Source organism: Catenibacterium faecis, from assembly GCF_014306455.1.
Classification (GTDB): domain Bacteria; phylum Bacillota_I; class Bacilli_A; order Erysipelotrichales; family Coprobacillaceae; genus Catenibacterium; species Catenibacterium mitsuoka_A.
This window is the reverse complement of sequence record NZ_JACRWG010000144.1, coordinates 1-1,146: the sequence shown is the minus strand read 5'-3', so window position 1 is coordinate 1,146 and position 1,146 is coordinate 1. Positions and strand designations below refer to the sequence as shown.

The following is a 1,146-nucleotide window of genomic DNA, read 5'->3' as shown; positions in this document are numbered from 1 at the left end:
AAAGCTGTTCTACAGAACATGGCATCTTCTCACTCTTGACGCCAAACAGCTTTCTCTTAAGATATGCATTCTCTTCACGAAGAAGATCATTATTATTCTTTAGGTATTCATTATCAGACTTTAAGCTTTCAACTAAAGCGTTTAGAGATGCAATGCCTGCTTTTAATTCTGCAATAGTACTAGCTAAATCAGCTGATGCAATAGTCATGTTTTCAACTGTAGCTTTAGTAGAATTATCCATCAGAAATGCCCTCCGTTTCATGTTCTAATTATACCATAAATCGTACAATTCTTCCATGAATCAGGGCTATTATAGGACTGCTTTTGGACTCATTTTCTTTATTCTTCCAGGCTGTACAACTGCAAGTCCCTCAAGGAGCCATCTGAACTGCTGGGGTGTTATTTCTCTTGCTTCGGATTCATTTCTAGGCCATTTGAATCTGCCATTTTCCAGTCTCTTGTAAAGAAGCACAAAGCCGTCACCCTCCCAGTACAGTGCCTTCATCACTCTCGAATTTCTACCACAGAACAGGAATACTGAATTTGAAAAGGGATCTAAACTAAACTGTGTTGTAACAAGTGCACTAAGACCATCAATCTGTTTCCTCATATCTGTATAGCCAACAGCCATATAGATATGCTCAGCCTTGGAGATATCACCTAACATAATAGTGCACCAATGATATTCGTTACTGTTCCTATGTCTGTATCACAGGGAAATTCTATACGAACATCACCTTTAGTTATAATTATGTTCTGTTTATCAAATGTGCTTTGATCAACAGAGACAAATGATGGAGCCTTTACAGCACCTGTTTCGATTGCCATCTTTCGCAGTTTCTTTAGCCAGCAGTAGTAGGTCTGCTCACATATGTTGTTCTGCTTGCACCATTTTCTGACGGGAAGTCCACTTTCCCTGCACGCTTTAATCCTTTCCACCCATTGCTTGGTCTTGATATCATCATTAATACTTTGAATATCCATGATCTCACCATCCTCTATATAGTAAATTCAGTGCTAAAATCACTATATATAGTAAATTTAGTGGCTAAAAACGCTATATATAGTAAATTTAGAATCTAAAAACACTTTAATTATCTAATATGGTGAGGTCTATTTCAATCCACTATATTATTTGGCGCTTAC

The 1,146-nt window shown here is 37.3% G+C and carries 3 protein-coding genes; all 3 read right to left on the bottom strand.

What is annotated here, in order from left to right; genetic code table 11:
• Positions 1-241: hypothetical protein (locus tag H8909_RS13145; protein WP_202985980.1), on the bottom strand; the 241-nt coding region annotated here is incomplete at its 3' end.
• A gap of 69 nt (positions 242-310) precedes the next feature.
• On the bottom strand, positions 311-667 hold the full coding sequence (tnpB, locus tag H8909_RS13140; RefSeq protein WP_187013148.1) for an IS66 family insertion sequence element accessory protein TnpB: 357 nt from the start codon (positions 665-667) through the stop codon (positions 311-313).
• Entirely contained in the window at positions 661-984 is a 324-nt protein-coding gene (tnpA, locus tag H8909_RS13135; RefSeq protein WP_117460055.1) for an IS66 family insertion sequence element accessory protein TnpA, read from the bottom strand. Before tnpA ends, tnpB begins: the two co-directional genes overlap by 7 nt.
• Positions 985-1,146 lie beyond the last annotated feature (162 nt).